Below are 16,085 nucleotides of genomic sequence, written 5' to 3' on the forward strand. Positions count from 1 at the left end.
ACTCGGGGACCGGTCAGTCCGGCAGTGGCGTGAGAAGCATGCGTCCGGCGAACCCCACCGCCGCGTCCAGCCGCTCGGTGAACTCCCCGGCGAGGTCCGGCAGCCGGCGCAGCGCCCACAGCGCCCGCGCCGCCGACCATGTGGCGTCCCGGGCCCGCTCCAGGCTCCAGGAGCCGAGCAGATGGGTGAGCGGGTCGGCGATCTGGAGCAGGTCGGGACCCGGCATCAGCTCTTCGCGGATGTGCTCCTCCAGCGAGACGAGGAGATCACCCACCCGGTCGAACTCGTCCTCCAGCTCGGCGGGTTCGCAGCCGAGGCTACGACAGGCGTCCACCACGGCGAGCGCCAGATCGTGGCCGATGTGCGCATTGATGCCCGCCAGCGCGAACTGCAGCGGTCGTACGCCGGGATGCCTGCGCATCTGGAACAGCGGCCGCCAGCACGCGGGCGGGCGCCCCTCCTGCTCGGCCCTGTCCACCGCCGCGAGATACCGCTCCGCGAACCGCACGTCCAGCGTGATCGCGGCCCGCGCGTCGGTGAACCGGCCGCCGTCGATGTGCCGGTCGACGGTCTCCGTGACGGCGAGGTAGACGCGGTTGAAGATCGCGACTCCGTCCCGTTCGGGCAGGGCCGCTTCGAGGGCGCGCATACGGGAGATGACCGCGTCCACGGGCGTGGTGAATTGTTCGCATTGCGCCATGGGGGCAGAGTCCCAGCTTTAGGCTGACGACAGTGTCGGCGGGCCCGGCGCTTCCCCAGAACGGGGGAACGCGCTCGCCGTGGCGGAGGGGGAGCAGGACCGTGTCAGGCTTACGTGCCCAGCGACTGGCCGCACGCAGGTCCGAGCGCAGGAGGGCGGTCCGGCGCCATGCCATGGTCGTGGCGGCCTCGGTCGTGGTCGCCGTCGGCACGGTGACCGGCATGCTGTCCGCGCTGGACGACAGAGGCCGTACCGACCAGGCCGGGCCACCCGAGGTGACCCGCTCACCGAGCCTGGAACCCCTGCCGCTCGTGCCCTCGCCCTCCCCGTCGGTCACGAAGTCCCCTTCGCCGACGTCCGCTTCACCGACGCCGAAGAAGAAGCCCGCCCCCCAGAGCCCCACGCCCTCGCCGCCCAGGACCGAGAGGAAGCAGCAGCCCGCCGTGGTGTCCGCCCGCCTCTACCGCCACCCCGACTCCCAGGTCCTCGACTGGGTCCGCGACAACGCCGGCGACCCGCGCCACGCCGTCATCGCGTCCCGGATCGCCGCCCAGCCGGCCGCGGTGTGGTTCGCCGACTTCACGCCCGACACCATCACCGCCCGGGTCCGCGCGGTCACTTCCGGCGGGTCCGCGCTGGGGCGGGTGCCGGTGGTCGTGCCGTACGCCATCCCGGGCCGTGACTGCGGCGGGTACTCCGAGGGCGGGGCGCCCGGCCTCGACGCCTACGACGCCTGGATCGACAGGTTCGCCGCGGGGCTTGGCGCCGGCGACGTCATCGTCATCCTGGAGCCCGACTCCGTCGCCCAGTCCGAGTGCCTCTCCGCCGGCGAACGCGCCGACCGCTTCGCCTCGTTGGCCCGCGCGGGCCGCGTCTTCAAGGCGGCGAACCCCAGGGCGCGCGTCTACTACGACGCCGGGCACTCCGGCTGGAACGCGCCCGGCAAGCAGGCCGGGTGGCTGAGGGAGGCCGGCGCCGCCTCGGCCGCGTCCTCCGACGGGATCTTCAGCAACGTCTCCAACTTCCACGCCACGACCGACGAGATCGCCTACGACCGACAGGTCCTCGACGCCCTCGACGGCCCCGCGAGCCTCGGTGCCGTCATCGACACCAGCCGCAACGGCGCCGGCGCCCCGGCCGACGGGGAGTGGTGCGACCCCGCCGGCCGCAGGCTGGGCCGGGCGCCGACGCTCAGCACCGGCGAGGCGCGGATCGACGGCTATCTGTGGGTGAAGCTGCCGGGGGAGTCGGACGGCTGCAAGGGCAGGCCGGGGACCTTCACGGCGTCGTACGCCTATGACTTGGCGCGCTGAGACCCCTCGCTGGTGTCGCTCTCCTCGTCGTAGGAGGACGTGCCCTCGTCGAGCAGCGGGTGCTGTGTCCTGAGGTGGGCGGGGGCGAACGCCCGCAGCGCGTGGTAGCCGGTGATGACCACCAGCGTGCCCAGCGCGATGCCGCTGAGCTGGAAGGTGTCGGTGAACTCCAGGGTCACGTCGCCGACGCCGATGATGATGCCCGCGGCGGCCGGAACCAGGTTCAGCGGATTGCGCAGGTCCACCTCGGCGTTGATCCAGATCTGCGCGCCGAGCAGGCCGATCATGCCGTACAGGATGACGGTGATGCCGCCGAGGACGCCGCCCGGGATCGCGGCGACCACAGCGCCGAACTTGGGGCAGACGCCGAAGAGCAGCGCGAAGCCGGCGGCGGCCCAGTAGGCGGCGGTCGAGTAGACGCGGGTCGCGGCCATCACGCCGATGTTCTCGGAGTACGTGGTGTTGGGCGGGCCGCCCACCGCGGTGGAGAGCACCGAGGCGGCGCCGTCCGCGGAGATCGCGGTGCCCAGCTTGTCGTCCAGGTTGTCGCCGGTCATCTCGCCGACCGCCTTGACGTGCCCGGCGTTCTCGGCGACCAGGGCGATCACGACGGGCAGTGCCACCAGGATCGCCGACCACTGGAAGGACGGGCCGTGCAGATCGGGAAGGCCGATCCAGTCGGCCTTGGCGACGCCGGACAGGTCGAGCCGCCAGTGGTCGGTGACCTTGCCGCTCGCGTCGGCCGAGTGGATCCTGCCGAAGATGTGGTCGAAGGCCCAGGAGATGCCGTAGCCGAAGACCAGGCCCAGGAAGATCGCGATCCGGGACCAGAAACCGCGCAGGCAGACCACCGCCAGACCGGTGAACAGCATCACCAGCAGCGCCGTCCACTGGTCCTGCGGCCAGTAAGTCGAGGCCGTCACCGGGGCGAGGTTGAAGCCGATCAGCATGACGACGGCGCCCGTGACGATCGGCGGCATCGTGGCGTGGATGATCCGTGCGCCAAAGCGCTGTACGGCGAGACCGATGAGGAACAGCACGACCCCGACGACGAGGACCGCGCCGGTGACGGTCGCACTCGAACCGCCGTCGGCCCGGATGACCGCGGCGACGCCGACGAAGGAGAGGGAGCACCCGAGGTAGCTGGGCACCCGGCCGCGGGTGGCGAGCAGGAAGATGACCGTCGCGACACCGGACATCATGATCGCCAGGTTGGGGTCGAGCCCCATCAGCACCGGCGCCACGAAGGACGCGCCGAACATGGCCACCACATGCTGGGCGCCGAGCCCGACGGTGCGGGGCCAGGAGAGCCGTTCGTCGGGGCGGACCACCGCTCCGGGCGCCGGGGTGCGTCCGTCGCCGTGCAGTTTCCAGCGGACGCCGAGATCCATGGTGCGGTTTCGCTTTCGTCGTGCGTGCGGGTGACCGGACCATTGTCAGGGACGTCAGGGGCGGCGCCGACCGGGGCTGATCAGGGCCGACTCTTCCCGAACGGGGGGTTCAGGGGCGCGGGTCGGGAACTGCAGCGTCCGGGCGGCTGATCTTCGGGCGGTCGCGGTCCCCGGCGCGCAGGACGCGTGCGAAGACGACCAGTCCGGAGGACAGCACGGTGACCAGGCAGAAGGACACCATCAGGCTGGTGGCCTGGGCGATCCCGCCGATCGCGCTGGGGGCGACCAGACCCGAGGTGTACGTGATCGTCGCGACGCCCGCGATGGCCAGCGAGGGGTTGCTGCCGCTGCGGCCCGCGGCCGCGAAGCACAGCGGCACGACCACCGCGATGCCCAGACCCAGCAGCGCGAACCCGGCCATCGCCAGGGCCGGACGGTCCGACACGACGATGAGCAGGCCGCCGAGCGTGGCGAGGACGCCGCCGGACCGGACCGTGCGCACGGCGCCGTAGCGGTCCACCACCTTGTCGCCGGCCAGCCGCGCCAGCGCCATGGTCAGCGTGAAGCCGGTCGTGCAGGCCGCAGCGAGACCGGCCGAGGTGTCCAGCTGGTCCCGCAGATAGACCGCCGACCAGTCCAGGCTCGCGCCCTCCGCGAAGACCGCGCAGAACCCGACCGCGCCGATGAGCAGCGCCGACCGGGGCGGCAGTGCGAACCGGGGCGGCGGCTCCTCGTCCTCGGCGGGCTGCAGGTCGAGGACCCACCGGCAGGCCAGGATGCCGAGGATGGTGAGGGTCGCCGCGGCGAGCGCGTGGTGCAGCCGGGCGTCCGAGCCCAGGTGGGCCGCGAGCGTGCCGGCCGCCGAGCCGATCAGGGCGCCCGCGCTCCACATGCCGTGCAGACCGGACATGATCGACCGCCCGAGGCGGTTCTCGACCTCGACGCCGAGCGCGTTCATCGCCACGTCCGCCATGCCCGCCGTGGCGCCGAAGGTGAACAGGGCCAGGCACAGGGTCAGCAGATTGGGGGCGAGGGCGGGCAGGGTGAGCGCGAGCGTCCACAGGGCGATCAGTCCGCGCAGCGCGTGGCGGGCGCCGAAGCGGTGGCTGATGCTGCCCGCCACCGGCATCGCGACGGAGGCGCCGAGCGCGGGGAAGGCGAGCGCCAGCCCCAACTGGCCCGCGCTGACGCCGGCATGGTCCTGGATCCATGGCACGCGCGTCGCGAACGAGCCGGTGACGGCGCCGTGCACGGCGAACACGGACGCCACGGCATACCGGGCCCGCCTCACCTCGCGCAGGTCGTAGACCACTTCGCTCATCGTCCGGCCCCTCCCGGTGCTCGCTTCGTACCGTGCGACGCCGTAAACTATCAGGAACCCTGCCTGATAGATAGAGAATTTACGGGCCACGGCCGCCCACCGCGCACCTCGCCGATCTGGAAGGATCCCGGCATGCCCGCATCACCGAGCACCGCCCGGGCCATCAACGACCGGCTCGCCCTACGACTGCTCCAGCAGGACGGCCCGTTGACGGCAGGGCAGTTGAAGCAGCTGACCGGACTGTCCCGGCCGACCGTCGCCGACCTCGTCGAGCGCCTCACCGACGCCGGCCTGATCGCGGTGGTCGGCGAGGCCGGGGAACAGCGGCGCGGGCCGAACGCCAAGCTGTACGGCATCGTCGCCGACCGCGCCCACCTGGCAGCGCTGGACGTGCGCACCGAGGGCGTCTCCGTGGTCGTCTCCGACCTGGTCGGGGCCGTGCTCGCCGAGGCGTCGGTGCCGATCGGCGGCGACATGGCGACCGGGCCCGCGGTGGAGCAGGCGGTGGCGCTGGTGGAGCGGGTCGCCAAGGAGGCGGGCGCGGACCGGCTCCATACGGTGGGGATCGGCGCCCCGGGCCTGATCGACCCGGCGACCGGTGAGCTGCGTGACTCCACCGGCCTGCCCGCATGGCACCGCCGTCTGGTGGCGGCCCTCCAGGAACGGCTCCCCGAAGCGCGCGTCAGCGTCGAGAACGAGACCAACCTCGCCGCCCTCGCGGAACAGCGCGACGGAGCGGCCCGGGACCGGGACACGTTCGTCCTGTTGTGGCTCGGCCACGGCACCGGCGCCGCCGTGGTCCTCGACGGCGCACTGCGCCGCGGTGCCTCCGGCGGCACCGGCGAGATCGGGTTCCTGCCGGTACCGGGGACATCGGGGCCACCGTCGGCGGTGGACTGCGAGGGCGGCTTCCACTCGCTGGCCGGGTCGGCGGCGATCGTGGAGCTGGCGGGGGCGTACGGGGTGAGCGTCGAGGGGGCGTCCGTCCATGAGCCTGCGGCGGCGGGGGTGGTGAGGGCAGCGGTGGCGCCGGCCGGCGGGCGCGCTGCCGGCGCTGCCGACCGCTTCCTCGACGCCCTGGCCGAGCGCCTCGCCCTGGGTGTCGCCTCCGTCGTCGCGATCCTCGACCCCGGCTGTGTGGTCCTCGGCGGGGAGGTCGGACAGGCCGGGGGAGAACTGCTCGCCGGGCGGGTGGAGGAGCGGGTCCGGAGGATGTCGCCCCTGGCCACGGTGGTGCGATCCAGCAGCCTGGGCGGCGGCGCGGTCCTGCGCGGAGCGCTGCTCACCGCGCGGGAGGCCGCCCAGGACGACCTGTTCGCATCGCCGGACCGTTGATCTGCGCGGCCGTACGGCGCCGGTGCCGGGAGCGCGGATGGTCGCCGTGGGAGGCCGCCCAGGACGACCTGTTCGCATCGCCGGACCGTTGATCTGCGCGGCGCTACGGCGCCGGTGCCGGGAGCGCGGATGGTCGCCGTGGGAGGCCGCCCAGGACGACCTGTTCGCATCGCCGGACCGTTGATCTGCGCGGCCGTACGTCCCCCGCTCCGGACCGTCCGATCAGGGCGCCCCATCCCCACCCCCGGGACGGCCACCAGGACCCCGCCGCCCCGGGCCCACTCCCGCCGGACCCGAGGCCCTCCCCGGTGGCGTCGCCCCGACGTACCGCCCCATCCGACCGCACCCGGCAGAAGCCCGGGTCAGGAGCCCCGTCGGCCCAAGGGCCGCCCTCAGACCCCCTTCCCACCCCCGAACCGCCGCCCCAGATACTCCTCGAACGTCCCCTTCCCCACCGCGTGCTCCGGCGCCAGATGGCCGCCCGAGCGGAACCCCTCATACCCCTTGCCCCGCAGCGGCAAGCTCACCACGGCCCGCTTCCGGCCAGTCGCCTGCAGATACGCGCGGGCCAGTGAGTCAAAGGTCCGCACCTCGGGGCCGCCCATGTCCTCGACCCGGCCGGCGGGGGCGGCGACGGCCAGCTCGGCGAGGCGGTCGGCGACCTCCGCCACCTCGACAGGCTGGTCCTTCACACGGGCCGGCAGCAGCATGACGGGCAGCTTGGACACCATGCCGAGCACCCTCACCAGCAGGTCGTGGAACTGGGTCGCGCGCAGCACGGTCCAGTCGAGCCCCGACTCCTCGATCAGTTTCTCCACGGCGAGCTTGGACCTGTAGTAGCCGTACGGCACCCGGTCGACGCCCACGATCGAGATGTAGACCAGATGCCCCACCCCGGCCCTGCGTGCCGCCGCGATCAGATGCGCCGCCGCCTTCTCGTCGCCGCCGCCCTGCGAGCTCGCGCAGTGCACGACCGTGTCGACGCCCTCCATGGCCACGTCCAGGCCGGGTCCGCCCTTGCGAAGATCGACGGCGTGGGGCTGGGCGCGCCTGCTGAGCACCCGCACCTCGTGCCCGTCCGTGCGCAGCCGTTCACTGACGAGCCGGCCGAGTGTTCCGGTACCGCCGGTCACCAGGATCGTGGTCATGCTGTTGGTCCCTTCGGACGCCGGGCATCCCCGGGTGGAACGCCCCTCGTCAGCTGGGACCGAGTACCCCATCCGGAATGTGACATCGCCGGACGCGCTGTACGGCGATCCTTCTACGCCCGCACCAGCTGACGGCGTACGAAGTCCAGCTTGTCCGGGTTCACCATGGCCCACGCGTGGGCGACCAGCCCGTCCCGCACCTCGAAGGCCACCACCGAGAGCAGCGTGTCGCCCTCCCACGCGGCCAGCGCGGTGGAGCCGTTGATCTCGACCGCCGTGAACTCCACGCCCGCCAGGAACGTCCGCGTCGCACCCGCCAGGAAGCGGAACACCTTGTCCCGGCCCTCGATCGGCCGCCTGGCCGCCGAGACCTTGCCGCCGCCGTCGCTGGACCAGACGACGTCGGCCGCCAGCAGCTTCTCCAGCCCGCCGAGGTCACCGTCGCGAGCCGCCGTGAGGAACGACCTGACCAGCTCGTCCTGCCGCTCGGGAGTCGACTCGAACCGCGACCGCTGCTCACCCACCCGCTGCACCGCCCGCCGGTACAGCTGGCGGCAGTTGGCCTCGGTCAGCTCCAGCGCCTCGGCGATCTCCCGGTGGCCGTACGCGAACGCCTCGCGCAGCACGTACACGGCCCGCTCGGTCGGGGTGAGCCGCTCCAGCAGCACCAGCATCGCCATGGACACGGCGTCCCGCTGCTCGGCGGACTCCAGGGGCCCGAGCGTGCCGTCCGAGGTGACCACCGGCTCCGGCAGCCAGGGCCCGACGTACTGCTCGCGCCGGGCCCTCGCCGAGGTCAGCCGGGTGAGACACAGGTTCGTGACGACCTTGGCGAGCCAGGCGCCCGGGTACTCGATCGCCTCACGGTCTGCGCCGCTGAAGCGCAGGTACGCGTCCTGGACGGTGTCCTCGGCCTCGTCGGCGGAGCCCAGGATGCGATAGGCCAGGCCGAACAGCCGGGGGCGGTGGGTCTCGAACTCGTCGGCGATGGCGGTCGTCATGCCCCTCACCCTGCCAGAGCCGCCGGCGGCGGTTGTTGGGAGACCCGGCGGCGGGCAAGGGCCGTCGTCACCGCCGCCGGGCCGTCTGCGCGGGGCTCAGCAGGCTCCGAGGTCCTGCCACACACCCCAGTCACCGGTGGTGCCGGGCTCCTCGCCCTTGGTCCACCACTTGGCCTTCCACGAGTGCCCCTTGTGGGCCACCGTGCTGCCTCCGCCGTACTCCGTCGTGGCGTTCCAGACGGGGCCCGTGCACTCTCCACCGGAAGAGGTCGGAGTGGGGGACGGGGTTCCCGATCCCGGCTCCACGACGGTCGTCCCGCGTGCCAGGTCCCCGGCCAGCGCGTATGTCTTCCCACCGAACGTCACCGTCCAGTTCGACGGCGTCGACACGGGCAGGTAGTACACGAAGTCCAGCTCCGCCGACGCCCCCGGCGCCAATGTCTGCCAGCCCGGCAGCTTCAGCGAGACCCGGTGATGGTCGCCCTTGAGCCCGCCGACGTTGCTTCCCGTGTGGTCACTGCGGATCACCGAGGTCCCCCAGCCCGACTGGTCCTTGGCGTTCGCGGGTGCCGAGGTGCCGTAGTCGAACCGGAACTCCGTGCCGCCGGGCAGCGGCGCCGTCGAGTTGTTGGTGATCCTCAGCTTGGGGCTGATGGGGTAGTTGGAGTCGCCGAGCGGGAACTGCCCGAAGTCGACGTCGATGTCCAGCGCCTCGGTCGGGAGGTCGATCGTCGACCGCTTGGCGCCGTACGGGGAGGCCGACTTGAACTTCTCGTACATCGCGGAGGTCAGGGTCGACCCCGGCTCGTACTGGCCCTTGCCCGCGTTCCAGCCGTAGTCGCCGGCCAGTTCCCACACCATCGTGCCGCCGATGCCCCGGTCGACGACGTAGTCGGCCTTGGCGTTCACCGACTGCTCGTCCTCGGTGGACAGGAACACCTTCTTCTCGGCGTTCCACAGCCAGGGCGCGACCAGCGTGGAGTCGTACTTGTGGGCGTACGTGCCGGTCAGCCGGGTGTCGGCCGGGAAGCCGTACTTGGTGACGTAGTCCCCGACGACCCCCTTCTCCAGGTTCTTGGCGTGCCACATGGGGTTCGAACCCGCCGGTGACTCCTTGCCGTCGGTGTCGAGGTCGTGCCAGAGGTTGTCGATCCCGACGGCCCCGTCCCCGCACTTGGTCAGTCCGGAGCCCGCGGGACAGGACGTCGAGGGCGCCTTGCCCCACAGTCCGTCCGTGCCGCCCGTGACGTTCCTGAATCCCCTGGTGTAGTAGGGGAGTCCGATGTTGATCCGGCCCGCGGGCATCGAACCGCGGAAGTAGTGGTACGCCCAGTCGGTGTTCAGATAGCCGATTCCGCCGTACTGGGACGTGGAATACACGCCCGCCGCCGCGAGTTCGGCGTCCTTTCCGTCGTCGAAGAGCGAGGCATTCGGGCCGACGTACTCGTTCCAGGCACCGTGCAGGTCGTACGACATGATGTTGACGTAGTCCAGGTACTTCTGGACCTGGAACGTCTCCATGCCGCGCAGCAGATATCCGGAGGAGGGCGCCGCGACGGAGAGCAGATAGTGCCTGCCGTCCGCCGCGCCCGCGCGGTCGAGCTTCTCGCGGAGCGTCTTCATCAAGGCCGCGTAGCCCTTGACGAGGCCGGACCGGCGGGCGTTGGAGACGGACCAGTCGAACGGGTGGCCCGCGTCCTTCATGGACGTCGGATACTCGTAGTCGATGTCGACGCCGTTGAATCCGTACTTCCTGATGAACCCGACCGCCGAATCAGCGAACGTGTCGATACCGGCCTGATTGACCGAGCCGTCGGCGTTCGTGGCCATCGAGTAGAAGCCACCCGAGTTCACTCGCGTGCCGCTGTCGTCGAAATAGCCCCCGGTCTCGGCCCAACCGCCCACCGAAATCAGCGTCTTGACGTCCGGGTGCTGCTTCTTGAATTTGTTCAGCAGATTGAAGTGACCCTTGTAGGAGAACCCCGGGTCCATGTCCGCGCCGCTCACACCGGGCCAGGTCATGCCCGTCGCCGGGTTGTTCGCACTGTCCGTGCCGACGGAGATCTTGTTGCTGCCGTCGATGTGAGCGAAGGCGTAGTTGAGGTGGGTGACCTTGTCCCACGGGATGTCGGAGGCGAGATAGGCGGGTGTGCCGTCCTTGCCGGTGCGCCAGCCGGTGAAGTAGCCGATCACCCGGCGCTGGTGGTCGGCGCCCATCTTCTCCCGGCCGGCCGAGTCGTAGACCGAGCAGTACGGGACGTCGACGCCGGGGGTCCGGTAGAGGCCGTCGGGGCGGCAGGAGTCGTTGTCGGCGGCGTGCGAGACGGTCGCCGGGAGTCCGGCCAGAACCAGGCCGGCGACCGTACCCAGGGCTGCGAGCAGGGCCGGTCTCGCCCGGTTGCGTGAAAGGGACAGCAAGTCGGTTCCTCTCCACGGAAGTTGGGCAGACCCTAAAGAGGACTAGACCAGTCAGTCAATAGGTATGGACCAATAGGTGATGGGTCCATGAGGGCGACTGAATCCCGACGCCGCCTCCGGGCGGAGAAGTCCAGCCAAGCGGTCTGTGAGCCACCCCACAGAGTTCGCCCGTATGGACGCCGATCAGGCGTGGCACACTGGCTCTGTACCAGTAGCAGCGCACTCCGGGGTCGGTGAAAGTCCGAACCGGCGGTTACAGTCCGCGACCCGGTCGCCTCCAGCGGCCGGTTGACCAGGTGAAATTCCTGGACCGACGGTTAAAGTCCGGATGGGAGGCAGTGCGCGGCGGGCGGGCATTCGTGCGCGCCGCCGTACCAGTTCGTCCTTGAGGCGAGCCCTGTCCGGCGTCGCCCTCGGTGTCTCTGCTCGTACATTCTGTCGTCATCGACAGCCCCGGAGTCCGTGCCCCGATGTGGCAGGAGGACCCGGGAAGTGTTCACCGGAATCGTCGAAGAGCTGGGCCAGGTCACGGCCGTCGAGACCCTCGACGACGCCTGTCGCTTCCGACTGCGTGGCCCCGTCGTCACCGAAGGCGCGAAGCACGGCGACTCCATCGCCGTGAACGGCGTCTGCCTCACGGTCGTCGACCACGAGGGCGACGAGTTCACCGCCGACGTGATGGCCGAGACCCTCAACCGCTCCAGCCTGGGTGCCCTCACGGTCGGCTCCCGCGTCAACCTCGAACGGCCCACCGCCGTGGGCTCCCGCCTCGGCGGCCACATCGTGCAGGGCCACGTCGACGGCACCGGCGAGGTGCTGGACCGCAAGCCCTCCGAGAACTGGGAGATCGTGAAGATCTCGCTCCCCGCCGACCTCTCCCGGTACGTCGTCGAGAAGGGCTCCATCACCGTCGACGGCATCAGCCTCACCGTCGTCGACGCCGGACCCGACTACTTCACCGTCAGCCTCATCCCCACCACCCTCGACCTGACCACGCTCGGCCTCAAGCAGCCCGGCGACCCGGTCAACCTCGAGGTCGACGTCATCGCCAAGTACGTCGAGCGGATGCTGGGCGACCGGGTCTCCTCCGACCGGGCCTCCTCCGAAGGGGCGACGGCCAAGTGAACTCGCTGAACTCCGAGGCTTTCACCCTCTTCGGCCAGCACATCCTCTGGTCGGACATGGTCGGCAACCTCTTCGGCCTGGCCGCCCTCGCCCTAGGCTGGCGGCGCTCCATCTGGACCTGGCCCGTGCAGTTCCTGGCCGGCCTGATCCTCTTCGGCGCCTTCTACGGCCACCTCACCGGCAGCGCCGGCAAGCAGGCCGTCGTCATGCTCGTCGCCCTGTTCGGCTGGTGGCAGTGGCAGCGCGGCAAGGGACAGGGCGAGGACGGCCACATCGCCGTCCGGTTCGCCACCTGGCGCGAGCGCGGGGCGATGGCCGCCGCGGCCGCCGCCGGCACCGTCGCGGTGGCACTGCTCTTCAAGGCGTACCCGACCCTGTCCTGGGACCCCTGGCCCGACGCCTACATCTTCGTCGGCACCATCGTCGCCATGTACGCGCAGGCGCGCGGCATGGTCGAGTTCTGGTTCGCCTGGCTGCTCGTCGACCTGGTCGGCGTGCCCCTGAACTTCGCCAACGGCTACGCCTTCTCCGGCTTCGTCTACGTCATCTACGGCGCACTCGTCCTGTGGGGCATGCGCGACTGGTGGCTGCGCTCCCGCAAGGATGCGCGGCCCGTCCTGGAAGGAGCGCCGGCATGACCACGGCACCGATCCTGTACCGCACCGAGGACATCGAGGACCTCACGCTCGACCCCGTCGAGCAGGCCATCGCCGACATCGCGGCCGGCCGCCCGGTCGTGGTCGTCGACGACGAGGACCGCGAGAACGAGGGCGACCTCGTCATCGCCGCCGAGCACGCGACCCCCGAGATCGTCGCCTTCATGATGAGCGAGTGCCGCGGCCTGATCTGCGCCCCCATGGAGCCGGACGAACTGGACCGGCTGGAGCTCCCGCAGATGGTCCAGGACAACACCGAGTCGATGAAGACCGCGTTCACCGTCTCCGTGGACGCCACTGCCGCGCACGGCGTGACCACCGGCATCTCGGCCCCCGACCGCTCGACCACGCTCCAGCTCCTCGCGAGCGGCAAGGCTGAGCCGTCGGACCTCGTCCGCCCCGGCCACATCTTCCCGCTGCGCGCCAGGCCCGGCGGCGTCCTCGTCCGTAACGGCCACACCGAGGCCGCCGTCGACCTCGCCCGGCTCGCGGGCCTGCGCCCCGTCGGCGCCATCGTCGAGATCGCCGGCGAGGACGGCGAGATGCTGCGGCTGCCCGAGCTGGTCCCGTTCGCCCGCAAGCACGGCCTGACGATCATCTCCATCGAGGACCTCATCGCCCACCTCCGCGGTGCCGAGCTGCCGAAGCCGGCCGAACAGGAGCCGACCCGGGCCGAGCAGCGGCCGGCCCGCTCCGAGCGACCGGCCCCGGCCGAGCCGACCGTCCGCCGCGAGGCCGAGGTCCACCTGCCCACCGCCCACGGCACCTTCACGGCGTACGGCTACCGCTCCACCGTCGACGGCGTCGAGCACGTCGCCCTCGTCCACGGCGAGATCGGCGACGGCGAGGACGTCGTCGTCCGCGTCCACTCCGAATGCCTCACCGGCGACGTCTTCCACTCGCTGCGCTGCGACTGCGGGCCCCAGCTGGAGGCGGCCCTGGAGCGCATCCAGGCCGAGGGCCGGGGAATCGTCGTCTACCTGCGCGGACACGAGGGCCGGGGCATCGGGCTGATGTCCAAACTGCGCGCCTACGAACTCCAGGAGCGCGGCCGCGACACCCTCGACGCCAACCTCGAACTCGGCCTGCCCGCCGACGCCCGCGACTACGGCGCCGGCGCGCAGATCCTGGCCGACCTCGGCGTGCGCAGCGTGCGCCTGCTGACCAACAACCCCGACAAGTCGGACGCACTCCTCGGCCACGGCCTCAAAGTCACCGAGCGGGAGCCGATGCCCGTACAGGCGGGCGAGCACAACCTGACGTACCTGCGCACCAAGCGCGACCGGATGGGACACGACCTGCCCTGGCTGGACCCGGCACCCGTGGCCCCTCTGACCACCTGCACCAACCAGTAAGAGCACACCGAGGAGACCTGAGAACGTGAGCGGCAAGGGCGCACCCGAACTGTCCGTACGCAATGTGGGCGACCTGCGGGTCGCGGTCATCGCGGCGCAGTGGCACGAGAAGGTGATGGACGGTCTGGTGGACGGCGCCCTGCGCGCCCTGCACGACCTGGGAATCGACGAGCCGACCCTGCTGAGGGTCCCCGGCAGCTGGGAACTCCCGGTGGTCGCCAAGGTCCTCGCGGGCCGCGGCTACGACGCGATCGTCGCCCTCGGCGTCGTCATCCGCGGCGGCACCCCCCACTTCGAGTACGTGTGCCAGGGCGTGACCCAGGGCCTGACGCAGGTGTCCGTCGAGACCGGCGTCCCGGTCGGCTTCGGCGTGCTGACCTGCGACACCGAGGAGCAGGCCCTGGACCGAGCGGGCATCGAGGGGTCCAACGAGGACAAGGGACACGAGGCGGTGACGGCGGCCGTGGCGACGGCGGCGACCCTGCGCTCAGTATCTGAACCCTGGCGCTGACGAAAGGCACATGTGGCATAGGCTGAGCGTCACCATGTCCAATAAGACGTTCGAGGAGCTCTTCACCGAGCTCCAGCACAAGGCAGCCCACGGCGACCCCGCCACTTCCCGCACCGCCGAGCTGGTCGGCAAGGGCGTCCATGCCATCGGCAAGAAGGTCGTCGAGGAGGCCGCCGAAGTCTGGATGGCCGCCGAGTACGAGGGCAAGGAAGCGGCCGCCGAGGAGATCTCGCAGCTGCTGTACCACGTTCAGGTGATGATGGTCGCCCGCGGCATCTCCCTGGACGACGTCTACGCCCACCTCTGAGCACCACCACCCCCGCACACCGTAAGAGCGAACAAAGGAAGCCGACCTCATGCTGCGCATCGCCGTCCCCAACAAGGGTTCCCTGTCCGGCCCTGCGGCGGAGATGCTGCATGAGGCCGGCTACCAGCAGCGCCGCGAGTCCAAGGAACTGCGGATCGTCGACCCGGTGAACGAGGTCGAGTTCTTCTACCTGCGCCCGCGCGACATCGCGATCTACGTGTCCTCCGGCAAGCTCGACATCGGCATCACCGGCCGCGACCTGCTGATCGACTCCGACGCGGACGCCGAGGAGATCCTGCCGCTCGGCTTCGCACGCTCCACCTTCCGCTTCGCCGCCAAGCCGGGCACGGCGCACGGCATCGACGACCTCAAGGGCAAGACGGTCGCCACCTCCTACGAGGGCATCGTCGCCGGTCACCTGGCCGAGCAGGGCATCGACGCCTCCGTCGTCCACCTCGACGGCGCTGTCGAGACCGCCATCGAACTCGGTGTCGCCGAGGTCATCGCCGACGTCGTCGAGACCGGCACCTCCCTGCGCAACGCGGGCCTGGAGGTCTTCGGCGAGCCCATCATGAAGTCCGAGGCCGTCGTCATCCGCCGCACCGGCGCGGACGCCGAGGAGTCCAAGGTGCAGCAGTTCCTGCGCCGCCTGCAGGGGGTCCTGGTCGCGCGGACGTACGTGATGATGGATTACGACTGCCGCGTCGAGCAGCTCGAGAAGGCCGTCGCCCTCACGCCGGGCCTGGAGTCCCCGACCGTGTCTCCGCTGCACAACGAGGGCTGGGTCGCCGTCCGGGCGATGGTCCCGGCCAAGGAGGCCCAGCGGATCATGGACGACCTGTACGACATCGGGGCGCGGGCCATCCTGACCACGGCCATCCACGCCTGCCGCCTCTGAGCCGAGGGGCCGTACACCGATGTCTTCCGAACTGCCCACCCTGCCCGTCACGTTCCGGCCGGGTCGCACCCGGGCCGTCCTGCTCACCGCCGGCACCGCGATCTTCGTCGTCATCACGGCGGTCGCGCTGCTGCTGGAGAAGCTCGGCCCGGGGGAGCGGCTCAGCTTCATCTTCACCGGCGCGCTGATGTTCGGCGTGCTGGCCATGCTGGCGCGCGTGAAGGTCGTCGCCGACGAGTCCGGCGTCACCGTGGTGAACATCGCCACCAGGCGCCGTCTGGAGTGGGCCGAGATCGTTCAGGTGAACCTGCGCCCCGGCGACCCCTGGGTGTTCCTCAACCTCAGCGACGGCACCAGCCTGCCCGCACTTGGCATCCAGCCGGGCATCGCCAAGCAGCGCGCCATCGCCGACGCACGCACCCTGCGGGCGCTCGCCGAGGCCCGCTCCGTCAAGGATCCCGAGGAGCATCAGGGCTGAGACAGGTCCCAAGGGCTGACTCGGGGGCATTCACCCTGCCGTAAATCGCGATGTCTTGATTAATCTGTTGGCGGAGGCGTTTCTGTGACGCCTCCGCCTTTGATGGTCCAACCGGCCTTCAGAGGTCC

The 16,085-nt window shown here is 70.9% G+C and carries 15 protein-coding genes and 1 riboswitch; of the genes, 9 read left to right on the forward strand and 6 right to left on the reverse strand.

Going from position 1 to position 16,085, the window contains the following annotated elements; genetic code table 11:
- Nucleotides 1-13: 13 nt before the first annotated feature.
- Nucleotides 14-700: a DUF5995 family protein gene (locus ACZ7M7_RS26430; RefSeq protein WP_383631582.1), complete on the reverse strand. Its 687-nt coding sequence runs from the start codon at nt 698-700 to the stop codon at nt 14-16.
- 173 nt (nt 701-873) lie between these two features.
- Here ACZ7M7_RS26430 and ACZ7M7_RS26435 point away from each other — a divergent pair, with 173 nt between their 5' ends.
- A complete protein-coding gene (locus ACZ7M7_RS26435) occupies nt 874-2,013 on the forward strand; it encodes a glycoside hydrolase family 6 protein (RefSeq protein ID WP_472120793.1) in 1,140 nt (379 codons plus the stop codon).
- Here the strand turns inward: ACZ7M7_RS26435 and ACZ7M7_RS26440 are convergent.
- Both ACZ7M7_RS26440 and ACZ7M7_RS26445 read right to left on the reverse strand, forming a co-directional pair.
- The gene (locus tag ACZ7M7_RS26440) at nt 1,995-3,404 is read right to left on the reverse strand and encodes a uracil-xanthine permease family protein (RefSeq protein ID WP_383631585.1); all 1,410 of its coding nucleotides are present in this window, start codon (nt 3,402-3,404) and stop codon (nt 1,995-1,997) included. The genes ACZ7M7_RS26435 and ACZ7M7_RS26440 overlap by 19 nt on opposite strands.
- A gap of 109 nt (nt 3,405-3,513) precedes the next feature.
- Nucleotides 3,514-4,725 (reverse strand): MFS transporter, encoded by a 1,212-nt coding sequence (locus ACZ7M7_RS26445; protein ID WP_472120692.1) that lies wholly within the window; start codon nt 4,723-4,725, stop codon nt 3,514-3,516.
- A gap of 132 nt (nt 4,726-4,857) precedes the next feature.
- Here ACZ7M7_RS26445 and ACZ7M7_RS26450 point away from each other — a divergent pair, with 132 nt between their 5' ends.
- Nucleotides 4,858-6,060 carry an ROK family transcriptional regulator gene (locus ACZ7M7_RS26450; protein WP_472120694.1) on the forward strand — a complete coding sequence of 401 codons (1,203 nt, stop codon included), beginning with the start codon at nt 4,858-4,860 and terminating at the stop codon, nt 6,058-6,060.
- A gap of 392 nt (nt 6,061-6,452) precedes the next feature.
- Here the strand turns inward: ACZ7M7_RS26450 and ACZ7M7_RS26455 are convergent, their stop codons facing one another.
- From ACZ7M7_RS26455 to ACZ7M7_RS26465, 3 genes are all read right to left on the reverse strand, one after another.
- The gene (locus tag ACZ7M7_RS26455) at nt 6,453-7,208 is read right to left on the reverse strand and encodes an SDR family oxidoreductase (RefSeq protein ID WP_472120696.1); all 756 of its coding nucleotides are present in this window, start codon (nt 7,206-7,208) and stop codon (nt 6,453-6,455) included.
- A 113-nt stretch (nt 7,209-7,321) separates the two neighbouring features.
- Nucleotides 7,322-8,209, reverse strand: a complete 888-nt coding sequence (locus tag ACZ7M7_RS26460; RefSeq protein ID WP_427842003.1) for an RNA polymerase sigma-70 factor — start codon at nt 8,207-8,209, stop codon at nt 7,322-7,324.
- A 96-nt stretch (nt 8,210-8,305) separates the two neighbouring features.
- A complete protein-coding gene (locus ACZ7M7_RS26465) occupies nt 8,306-10,627 on the reverse strand; it encodes a chitinase C-terminal domain-containing protein (protein WP_472120698.1) in 2,322 nt (773 codons plus the stop codon).
- Between the two features lie 215 nt (nt 10,628-10,842).
- Nucleotides 10,843-10,973: riboswitch (FMN riboswitch) on the forward strand.
- A 146-nt stretch (nt 10,974-11,119) separates the two neighbouring features.
- Here ACZ7M7_RS26465 and ACZ7M7_RS26470 point away from each other — a divergent pair.
- From ACZ7M7_RS26470 to ACZ7M7_RS26500, 7 genes are read left to right on the forward strand one after another with little or no spacing between them, the layout of a single operon-like run.
- Nucleotides 11,120-11,752, forward strand: coding sequence for a riboflavin synthase (locus ACZ7M7_RS26470; protein ID WP_383631600.1), 633 nt, complete (start codon nt 11,120-11,122; stop codon nt 11,750-11,752).
- The gene (locus tag ACZ7M7_RS26475; protein ID WP_215122669.1) at nt 11,749-12,390 is read left to right on the forward strand and encodes a nicotinamide mononucleotide transporter family protein; all 642 of its coding nucleotides are present in this window, start codon (nt 11,749-11,751) and stop codon (nt 12,388-12,390) included. The genes ACZ7M7_RS26470 and ACZ7M7_RS26475 overlap by 4 nt, the downstream gene beginning before the upstream one ends.
- Nucleotides 12,387-13,763 carry a bifunctional 3,4-dihydroxy-2-butanone-4-phosphate synthase/GTP cyclohydrolase II gene (locus tag ACZ7M7_RS26480; protein ID WP_472120701.1) on the forward strand — a complete coding sequence of 459 codons (1,377 nt, stop codon included), beginning with the start codon at nt 12,387-12,389 and terminating at the stop codon, nt 13,761-13,763. The genes ACZ7M7_RS26475 and ACZ7M7_RS26480 overlap by 4 nt, the downstream gene beginning before the upstream one ends.
- Before the next feature lie 25 nt (nt 13,764-13,788).
- Nucleotides 13,789-14,274: a 6,7-dimethyl-8-ribityllumazine synthase gene (gene ribH, locus ACZ7M7_RS26485; RefSeq protein ID WP_003988915.1), complete on the forward strand. Its 486-nt coding sequence runs from the start codon at nt 13,789-13,791 to the stop codon at nt 14,272-14,274.
- Nucleotides 14,275-14,308: 34 nt separating this feature from the next.
- A complete protein-coding gene (locus ACZ7M7_RS26490; protein ID WP_030946750.1) occupies nt 14,309-14,581 on the forward strand; it encodes a phosphoribosyl-ATP diphosphatase in 273 nt (90 codons plus the stop codon).
- 49 nt (nt 14,582-14,630) lie between these two features.
- Nucleotides 14,631-15,479, forward strand: coding sequence for an ATP phosphoribosyltransferase (hisG, locus tag ACZ7M7_RS26495; protein WP_383613005.1), 849 nt, complete (start codon nt 14,631-14,633; stop codon nt 15,477-15,479).
- A gap of 19 nt (nt 15,480-15,498) precedes the next feature.
- Nucleotides 15,499-15,957 (forward strand): PH domain-containing protein, encoded by a 459-nt coding sequence (locus ACZ7M7_RS26500; RefSeq protein WP_472120703.1) that lies wholly within the window; start codon nt 15,499-15,501, stop codon nt 15,955-15,957.
- The last annotated feature ends 128 nt before the right edge of the window (nt 15,958-16,085 follow it).

The sequence above is a fragment of the Streptomyces sp. NPDC111606 genome (assembly GCF_055656945.1).

Coding starts and splice junctions, on each gene's coding strand:
- ACZ7M7_RS26455 (WP_472120696.1), bottom strand. CDS start 7,208: ATGACCACGATCCTGGTGACCGGCGGTACCGGAACACTCGGCCGGCTC.
- ACZ7M7_RS26445 (WP_472120692.1), bottom strand. CDS start 4,725: ATGAGCGAAGTGGTCTACGACCTGCGCGAGGTGAGGCGGGCCCGGTAT.
- ACZ7M7_RS26490 (WP_030946750.1), top strand. CDS start 14,309: ATGTCCAATAAGACGTTCGAGGAGCTCTTCACCGAGCTCCAGCACAAG.
- ACZ7M7_RS26450 (WP_472120694.1), top strand. CDS start 4,858: ATGCCCGCATCACCGAGCACCGCCCGGGCCATCAACGACCGGCTCGCC.
- ACZ7M7_RS26500 (WP_472120703.1), top strand. CDS start 15,499: ATGTCTTCCGAACTGCCCACCCTGCCCGTCACGTTCCGGCCGGGTCGC.
- ACZ7M7_RS26480 (WP_472120701.1), top strand. CDS start 12,387: ATGACCACGGCACCGATCCTGTACCGCACCGAGGACATCGAGGACCTC.
- ACZ7M7_RS26440 (WP_383631585.1), bottom strand. CDS start 3,404: ATGGATCTCGGCGTCCGCTGGAAACTGCACGGCGACGGACGCACCCCG.
- hisG (WP_383613005.1), top strand. CDS start 14,631: ATGCTGCGCATCGCCGTCCCCAACAAGGGTTCCCTGTCCGGCCCTGCG.
- ACZ7M7_RS26435 (WP_472120793.1), top strand. CDS start 874: ATGGTCGTGGCGGCCTCGGTCGTGGTCGCCGTCGGCACGGTGACCGGC.
- ACZ7M7_RS26430 (WP_383631582.1), bottom strand. CDS start 700: ATGGCGCAATGCGAACAATTCACCACGCCCGTGGACGCGGTCATCTCC.
- ACZ7M7_RS26460 (WP_427842003.1), bottom strand. CDS start 8,209: ATGACGACCGCCATCGCCGACGAGTTCGAGACCCACCGCCCCCGGCTG.